This is a genomic window from Pseudomonas sp. 05N434 (genome assembly GCF_056396965.1).
Genome location: NZ_JBFTMK010000269.1, coordinates 1 through 7300 on the forward strand (window position 1 = coordinate 1; position 7300 = coordinate 7300).

Genomic DNA, 7300 nt, shown 5'->3' on the forward strand with positions numbered 1-7300 from the left:
AAATAAAGCAGCAGAAACCTTCGGGCACTTAGCGAGGCAGCATTGATGCCAAGCCAAGCGCTGTGCTCCAGCCAATCGTTCAAGGACGAAGATAAGCAGACTCCGACAGTGAATTAGCGGCGGTTGCTGCCTGATACGACAGACAACTTTGGGTCGGTTTCAGCCAGTCATGGCTACGATGCGTCCTGGTCAAGTCCAACGCAAATGCTTGATCAGTTCGAATGCGAATGGGTGGCCAAGTCCGTGCAATTACCCATAATTATTTAAAAAGGGAAGTGAACCGCCGTTCGTTTCCTTTCCCCCCATTAGCGTTAGCCCTGCATCGCTCCACGACTACAGGAAACGCTAAATGACTGCGACAACGCTTCAATCCATCACTCCTCTTCCACCCTGCTCCACTGACCTACTCACGCCCGATCAAGTGGCGGCCACCCTCGGCCTGTCGTATCGCACGCTTGCCGCCTGGCGCAGTTCGCGCCGCAATCCACTGCCTTACGTGAAAGTGGGCAGTCGCGTGCGCTACCGGCAAAAAGACGTATCTGCATGGCTCGAAAGCCGCACGCACAGCACTGCCGCAAGCGTGAGGAGCGAAAAATGAAGACCTCTCGCCTCCACTCCCCTGCAAACGACTCCACGCCAATCGACCCGACAGTGACGCTCATCCGCATTGCCGAGGTGATGGCCATCGTTGGCCTCGCACGCCCCACCATCTACAAGCTAATGAACGAGCCTGAAAGTGGTTTTCCGAAGCCCGTAAAACTCACCAACAGCAACGCACGTGGCGCCCCTGTCGCCTGGGTGCTGTCAGAGGTTCAAGCTTGGGCGCGTGGTCGCATCGAAGCTCGCGATGAGGTGGCCGCATGAAACGTCATTACTGCCCCTTCAGTGGTCCTTTCCACGACTCGTACAGCATTGGCTTTCAGCTCTACTCTCAGGATGACATTAACTGGCGACATCGCACCATCGCAGGTGTGAGCTGGAACGGTGAGGAGAAAGCGGCGTTCTTTTTCAATCCTGACGGCCTCGTTTTGCCAATCACGCCCAACCCTTGGGAGTTGCCCGAGATCATCCGCAAGCACGCCGTTCGGCGCGAGTTTTCCAGCATTCATGGTCACGGTCATTTCGCGATGAAAGAAGGGCGGCGTGCTGGATTGAGCCAGTTCGCCTTGAACAACTGGGTCACGTACTGGCTGATCGATCAAAAGGACGGCTACGCGAATGATCCCCAAGTCTGGAGCCGGTACGTAGAAAAGGATATCGAACAAGAAAAGCTCATCAGCGAGCGGCTCTACGCTGACCTGCGCATTACGTCCGACCTCAGCCAATACATGGAAGAGTGCCTGGTCGAGCGACGGAGTTCGTTAGCTGAGCAACACCGTCGCCGTTGCGCCGAGGACAGCAAGATCCTCGCTTGGCTCAAAGGTGAAACCCCTCCCCCGCTGTTTGCCAGCACGCAGGAGGCTGCATGAGTCCGACCTTCCTCCCGCACACCGTATTAGACGTTATCGGGACCGCCGAAGCCGCCTTGCCTTCGCCATCAGAGCACAAAGGGCGTGAGCATCTGCGCGCGCTTCGCGATCAAGCGATTGCCTCCGGTGCTCACGTTCTGATCGTTCTTTGGCAGAACCTGGAGTGGACGCTGTTGGCTGTCCAGCCGCCCGCAGACGTTCAGGTCAGTGACGCTTTCGAGCTGATCCCAAACCTGCTGCTGAACCCGGAGGCGTTGCGCCAGGCGCGAGACGCAGCTCGCGATGGCCGCCACCTGCAATGGCTAGTGCTCAGTCGCTCGACTGAAGCCCCGCACTAACGAAAACGCCCCCGGCGGYAACCGGGGGCGTTTGAGGTCAATCTGTATGCCCGGTCAATTTATGTCGCATCAAAAAAATGCGCAAGGCTTCGTGCCGGTTGCGCTTATAAAATCTCGGAGTTATCCTGCCGCCGTCGCTGCAAATTCAGCGACCGGGTTTGGCGACCCGAGCACATACAGGCGCACAGGCGCCCCCATACCGATTGCAGGCGCTTTTTTTGTGCCCGCATTCCTGCTTAATGGTGGCTGTGCGTGGGAGACCTTCGGGTCTGCCGGGGTCCTGTATGCCCGGTTCGCCAACCCGCGCACAGCTGCCACCCTTACATCGTTTGGCGACGATCAGTGGCAGCTCCTCACATACAGGAGCTTCACCAATGCACGCCCTCAATCCGTCCAAAATTCGCGCCGCTGCTCATCGTGCAATGGCTCTCGCCGCTCTACACGCCAACTCCAGTCTCGCTACACGTCTCGCCCGCTACAACGACCACATGGCCAAAGCCCGCGCACTCGAAGCCGCAGGCGGTGCCCAATGAATAGCGCCCTGAGTTTCGCCCTTCCAGAAGACCTGCTATGTGTCAGCATGAACACCGAAGCGGGTGTGCCCATTGACGCTATTACATGCGCCATTGACCGCGCCGACTCGGTGCTGGCCCTGCTCGAAGACCACTTCGACGACGACAAACCGCGTCTTGCCGGGCATATCCTTTCCGCGGTCATTTGGGACGTACGCGGCACGCTCCGCCTGATCAAGACTCTCGCCATGCACGGCGACACCACATCGGTTCCTGCGGTGCAGAAAGGTGGTGCGCTATGACCACTTTGACCACGCTTGGCCGCACCACTTTCTCGCGTGCCGACTCCACCGACCTTAAGTTGTTCCGGGTCAATGCTGGCATCCCAGTGGAGACCGCGCTGGAGATGGTTTCTCAGCTGCAGCATCACGCTAACCAACTCACCCTCGATGCCGCCATGAGCGACCAAGGCGAACGCTTCAGCTGGCCAGCCTTGTACCTCGGTGAAATGGCAAAAGCGCTGATCGACGAGGTGACCGACACGCTGTTCCTGCCGAGGGCTGACACATGAGCCAACGCCCAAACAGCGCCGCAAAACGTCCGAGCTTCGCCGATGTGAAAGCAGGTTCACTCAAAGACATTGAGCGTGTACTCGTCCACTGGCTGCCTAACGGTAAGCGCGTGGACGGCGGCAAGGAATACACCGCCCCAAATCCGACCCGTAGCGACAAACGTGCCGGTTCGCTCAAGGTCAACCTGAGTAAAGGCACCTGGGCCGACTTCGCTACTGGAGACAAGGGCGGTGACCTGATCGATCTGGTGCGCTACCTGGACGGTGGCACCTATGTCGAGGCCTGCACCAAGCTGACAGAACTGCTAAACGTTGCCGCAGGTGCGGCGCAATCGGCTCCCGCTTCCGGCAAAGGCAAAGCGCCGACGTGGTTGGCCATACAGCCGATCCCGGCCGAAGCCATGAAACGCTGCCCCGTAAGACATCGGCAGCACGGCGCCCCCTCAAAGGTCTGGATCTACCGCGACACAGACGGCCAGCCACTTATGGCCCTGTACCGTTTCGATCTCGGCCCGGACGAGGACGGCACGCCGAAGAAAGTCTTTGCTCCGCTGACTTGGTGCCAGCGCTCCGACGGCCAAACCACGCAATGGCGTTGGCAGGGGCTGCCGGATCCGCGTCCACTGCTGCGCCTGGATGAGCTGGCTCAGCGCGACACAGCACCGGTCGTATTGTGCGAAGGTGAAAAAGCCGCCGACGCTGCAGGCGAACTGATGCCCGACTACGTGGCCACGTGCTGGCCGAACGGCTCCAACTCTTGGCATAAGGCCGACCTGGCACCGCTCAAAGGTCGCTCGGTGATTCTCTGGCCGGACAACGACAGCAGCGGTAAAACTTGCATGGAGGACGTCGCCGAAAAGCTGCACGAGATCGGTGCCGAATCGGTGCGACTCATTGCGCTGGATGCCTTCAAACGCAAGCCCACACTGAAGAACGATCGCGCAGCCTTCACCAAAGGTGGTCAATGGGACGAAGGGGACGACGCTGCCGACGCGCTCGTTAAGGGCTGGACGGCGGCGCACGTCGCGGAGCTGAAGCGCGACGGCAGTCTTTTCGTCTCTCCTGATGATGAATCGTCCGACGAGCCCGCAGAACCGAAAGTCGCAGCTAAGCAACCGGCAAAATCAAAAACCGATTTGCTGCCCGGCGGCTTTCGATTGGCCCCCGAAGGCGTGTTCTATACCGGCGATGATGGTGAGTCGCGACCGGTTTGCTCATCCTTGGAGATCCTCGCTCGTACCCGTGACGACAAGGGCCACAACTGGGGTTTGCTGGTTGAGTTCGACGACCCAGACGGAGCGAAAAAGCGCTGGAACATTCCCGCCCGCAACATGACCGGAGACTTTGGCAAGGATGTTTTGGGGCCACTCGTGGACATGGGATTGCGCTTACCCGGTACTCGCTCAGGCCGTAATGCGCGTAACGATCTCCAAAGCTATCTGCAAGGGTTCGACAGCAACGAGCGCGCGCGTTTGGTCACTCGCCTTGGATGGCATGGGCCTGCGTACCTGCTGCCTGATCAGCAGGTCGGCAACAGTCACGAACACCTGTTTTTCTGCGACTCTGGCGCGCAGCTCCCGCCTATCAGCGAGGCCGGGACGCTGGAGCAATGGCAACAGCAAATCGGGGCGCTATGCATCGGCAACCATCGCTTGGCGTTCGTCGTCAGCGTGGCCTTCGCCGGGCCGCTGTTGCACTTGCTGGGGCACGAGTCAGGCGGTTTTCACCTCTATGGCGATAGCTCCGGCGGCAAGACGACACACCTGCAAGTCGCCGCATCGGTTTACGGTGGGCCGCGACTGGTCCGGTCATGGCGTTCTACAGATAACGCTTTGGAGTCGATTGCTGCTGCGCACTCAGACGGCGTGCTGGTGCTCGATGAGATCGGTATGTGCGATCCGCGCATCATCGGTGAAACGGTGTACATGCTCGGGAACGGCACAGGTAAGGCCCGTGCCAATGATCGCGGGCAAGCAGGCCGACAGGTGCAAGAGTGGCGGTTGTTGTTCCTCTCGACCGGTGAGAAGACGCTCGCGCAGCACATGGCCGACGCCAACAAAGAGCTCAAAGCGGGGATGGAGATCCGCATGCTGGCCGTACCTGCAGACGCGAGCAAAAGCCTGGGAATGTTCGACGTATTGAGCGGTTTCGAAGACGCCGCCGCCCTGTCAGACGCCCTCAAGGCTCGTGTAGCCAAGTACTACGGCACGCCACTGACTGCCTTCCTGTCGGCGCTGTGTGAGCCCGGTGAAATGCTCGGTTGGACAGCCATCTTGCGCCGCACGGTCGAGCGTTTTATCGCCAAGGCGCTCCCTGCGTCGGCCAGTGGTCAAGCGCACCGAGCTGCTGCCCGTTTCGGCCTTGCCGCTGCCGCTGGTGAGCTGGCGACAGCGCTGGGCGTGACCGGCTGGCCGGAAGGCACCGCCACCACAGCAGCACAGGTTTGCCTCAATGCTTGGCTAGATGAACGGGGTGGCGCCGGGAACATGGAAGGCGACGCCATCGTGGCCCGACTGCAGCAGGTCATTGAGCGATTTGGCGAGAGTCGTTTCACTCGCTGGGATGGGCTTACTGCCAAAACGGACGATCACGCTCCACGAACCGCCGACCGACTCGGCTTCCGGCGCACGGTTGAACACGGCATGGGCGACGGCGTTTACACGCTCGTTACCTACTACTTCCTGCCTACCGCATGGAGGGCGGAAGTCTTCAAGGGAATGAGCCTCACCCTGGTCAATCGTGAACTGATCGAACGCGGAATTCTGGAAGCCAGCGCAGAGGGCCGTGCTGCGCAATCTGTACGGCTTCCCGGCTTGGCCAAAACGAGAGCCTACGTGGTGCATGCCAACGCTCTCCTCTCCTCTGAAACCGAAGCCGCGTGAGGCTGAGGCGTAACGAGGGAGAGCCGGCCGCTACGGGTCTGGCCCGCCCGAACCAAACCGAACGAACCATCAATTTAAGATACGGAAATTTTCAATGAGCGACTATCAGAAGCAACTCAAGCAACATCAAACCGACATCGAACAACTCAAAAAGCAGTTGCCGAGCCTACGAGCAAACGCCCAAGAAGCTAAAAAGGAATTTGCACGAAGCCGCGCCGGTAGGCCCGTGTACCCGCATGAAATTGTTAGCGCTTACAACAACGCCAAAACGGCGATTGAGGAGCACACGTCCGAGATCAAACGGCTACAAATCCTGATTGATTGGGAAGACGGTGTGCGATTCGCGAACACCAATATCAAAAAGGCCCAGAAGGAAATCAGCCAAGCGCAGACGGATCTCCAGAAGCTGCAGGGTAAGCGTGCAAAGCTTTCAACCAAACTTCAGAAACTGGAGAACGAAAAACGCACCGAAATTGAGAAGGCTCAATCTGCTGAGCAACAAGCGGCAGCCGGTTATGCAGCGGCATTGAGTGAAGGAGACGACGCGGACGAACAACGAGCGGAGAAGCTACTCAAGCAGGCATCAGAGGCCCTGACACTGGCGACACGCGGCAAGCGCGGAGTGGCAACCGTTGTGAATGCCTTGACGGCCGAAGTCGAAAAGCTCGACGAAACCATCACCGTCACCAAGCAGCTTTTGACCGATCTGCGCCAAGATCAGCTACGAGCAGCTCGCTTCCTCTGGGCCGACCGCCTGGACAAAGCGGCTCAGGACTTTGCAAACGTTGCAACACAGTTGTCCGCCGCCGAAAAAGCATTGGGCCGTTATAGCTCACTGCAGGATCTTTACCTGCCTTTGCAGGCGCCTATGGGCCGGCAACACACAAATTTTACGGGTCCTCCCAAAGGGGGGGCCTCTACACGGGTTATCAGACTCGCAGGTTTCCTCTAGCTGAGATTTCTGCAGGGATGTCCGTCTTTCTTCATGCCGCGCCCCAGGCAGTCATTACTCACCAATAGCGTCGGCACGTCGCTAGATTTGGTGCGCTAAATGCTTGATAAAAACGATCGCCCAAATCGACGCAGAAAATTTATCTAATCGTATGGGCGCAACGACTCCACGGCTGCTTAGTCGGATCGCGCCTAGCCAAGCCCGCTGGCCCGGATGAGCTACTACACCGTAAGCTGACCAATATTTGTACTCCTCTTTTATTTGATATCTCTACTGCCAAACGTCGTAACGCTTTGGTACATTCGACTTGAATACGAGCTTCGTAGCCCGTGAAAATACTTGACTAAAGAACGAGTGAGCCCTCTGCAGTATCAAATTCAATAGGTGACTTATGGATGAGCAAACAAAGGGTGCATGGCTGTTAGCCCAATCGAAATGCCTTGATGGCGTGAATGGTGGGGGGAGACTAGAAAACATTCAATACGCGGGAAAAACTGGCAGGCTCTATAACTTGCTAAGGCGAAACACCATCGATGCGTCCGACTCGACCCTGCAAGCGCAAGATATCACCAGAAT

Annotated in this window: 10 protein-coding genes; all 10 read left to right on the forward strand. The window is 58.3% G+C overall.

The genetic code is table 11. The annotated features are described in order from the left end of the window. Nucleotides 1-349 precede the first annotated feature (349 nt). Nucleotides 350-598, forward strand: a complete 249-nt coding sequence (locus AC1DLB_RS17475) for a helix-turn-helix domain-containing protein (protein WP_477744498.1) — start codon at nucleotides 350-352, stop codon at nucleotides 596-598. Continuing rightward, nucleotides 595-864 carry a helix-turn-helix transcriptional regulator gene (locus AC1DLB_RS17480; RefSeq protein ID WP_477744497.1) on the forward strand — a complete coding sequence of 90 codons (270 nt, stop codon included), beginning with the start codon at nucleotides 595-597 and terminating at the stop codon, nucleotides 862-864. The genes AC1DLB_RS17475 and AC1DLB_RS17480 overlap by 4 nt, the downstream gene beginning before the upstream one ends. Next, nucleotides 861-1469: a hypothetical protein gene (locus AC1DLB_RS17485; protein ID WP_477744496.1), complete on the forward strand. Its 609-nt coding sequence runs from the start codon at nucleotides 861-863 to the stop codon at nucleotides 1467-1469. The genes AC1DLB_RS17480 and AC1DLB_RS17485 overlap by 4 nt, the downstream gene beginning before the upstream one ends. Next, nucleotides 1466-1807: a hypothetical protein gene (locus AC1DLB_RS17490; protein ID WP_477744495.1), complete on the forward strand. Its 342-nt coding sequence runs from the start codon at nucleotides 1466-1468 to the stop codon at nucleotides 1805-1807. Before AC1DLB_RS17485 ends, AC1DLB_RS17490 begins: the two co-directional genes overlap by 4 nt. A 374-nt stretch (nucleotides 1808-2181) precedes the next feature. Continuing rightward, a complete protein-coding gene (locus AC1DLB_RS17495) occupies nucleotides 2182-2340 on the forward strand; it encodes a hypothetical protein (RefSeq protein WP_258699206.1) in 159 nt (52 codons plus the stop codon). Further along, on the forward strand, nucleotides 2337-2621 hold the full coding sequence (locus tag AC1DLB_RS17500; protein ID WP_477744494.1) for a hypothetical protein: 285 nt from the start codon (nucleotides 2337-2339) through the stop codon (nucleotides 2619-2621). The genes AC1DLB_RS17495 and AC1DLB_RS17500 overlap by 4 nt, the downstream gene beginning before the upstream one ends. Next, nucleotides 2618-2890, forward strand: a complete 273-nt coding sequence (locus tag AC1DLB_RS17505) for a DUF3077 domain-containing protein (protein WP_339521928.1) — start codon at nucleotides 2618-2620, stop codon at nucleotides 2888-2890. The genes AC1DLB_RS17500 and AC1DLB_RS17505 overlap by 4 nt, the downstream gene beginning before the upstream one ends. After that, on the forward strand, nucleotides 2887-5772 hold the full coding sequence (locus tag AC1DLB_RS17510) for a DUF927 domain-containing protein (RefSeq protein ID WP_477744493.1): 2886 nt from the start codon (nucleotides 2887-2889) through the stop codon (nucleotides 5770-5772). Before AC1DLB_RS17505 ends, AC1DLB_RS17510 begins: the two co-directional genes overlap by 4 nt. Before the next feature lie 94 nt (nucleotides 5773-5866). Further along, the gene (locus AC1DLB_RS17515) at nucleotides 5867-6724 is read left to right on the forward strand and encodes a hypothetical protein (protein WP_477785351.1); all 858 of its coding nucleotides are present in this window, start codon (nucleotides 5867-5869) and stop codon (nucleotides 6722-6724) included. 391 nt (nucleotides 6725-7115) lie between these two features. Beyond that, nucleotides 7116-7300: hypothetical protein (locus AC1DLB_RS17520; RefSeq protein ID WP_477785352.1), on the forward strand; the 185-nt coding region annotated here is incomplete at its 3' end.

Bases quoted from the DNA above. Each gene is read 5' to 3' on its own strand.
- AC1DLB_RS17485 (WP_477744496.1), top strand. From the start codon at position 861: ATGAAACGTCATTACTGCCCCTTCAGTGGTCCTTTCCACGACTCGTAC.
- AC1DLB_RS17515 (WP_477785351.1), top strand. From the start codon at position 5,867: ATGAGCGACTATCAGAAGCAACTCAAGCAACATCAAACCGACATCGAA.
- AC1DLB_RS17495 (WP_258699206.1), top strand. From the start codon at position 2,182: ATGCACGCCCTCAATCCGTCCAAAATTCGCGCCGCTGCTCATCGTGCA.
- AC1DLB_RS17505 (WP_339521928.1), top strand. From the start codon at position 2,618: ATGACCACTTTGACCACGCTTGGCCGCACCACTTTCTCGCGTGCCGAC.
- AC1DLB_RS17510 (WP_477744493.1), top strand. From the start codon at position 2,887: ATGAGCCAACGCCCAAACAGCGCCGCAAAACGTCCGAGCTTCGCCGAT.
- AC1DLB_RS17480 (WP_477744497.1), top strand. From the start codon at position 595: ATGAAGACCTCTCGCCTCCACTCCCCTGCAAACGACTCCACGCCAATC.
- AC1DLB_RS17500 (WP_477744494.1), top strand. From the start codon at position 2,337: ATGAATAGCGCCCTGAGTTTCGCCCTTCCAGAAGACCTGCTATGTGTC.
- AC1DLB_RS17490 (WP_477744495.1), top strand. From the start codon at position 1,466: ATGAGTCCGACCTTCCTCCCGCACACCGTATTAGACGTTATCGGGACC.
- AC1DLB_RS17475 (WP_477744498.1), top strand. From the start codon at position 350: ATGACTGCGACAACGCTTCAATCCATCACTCCTCTTCCACCCTGCTCC.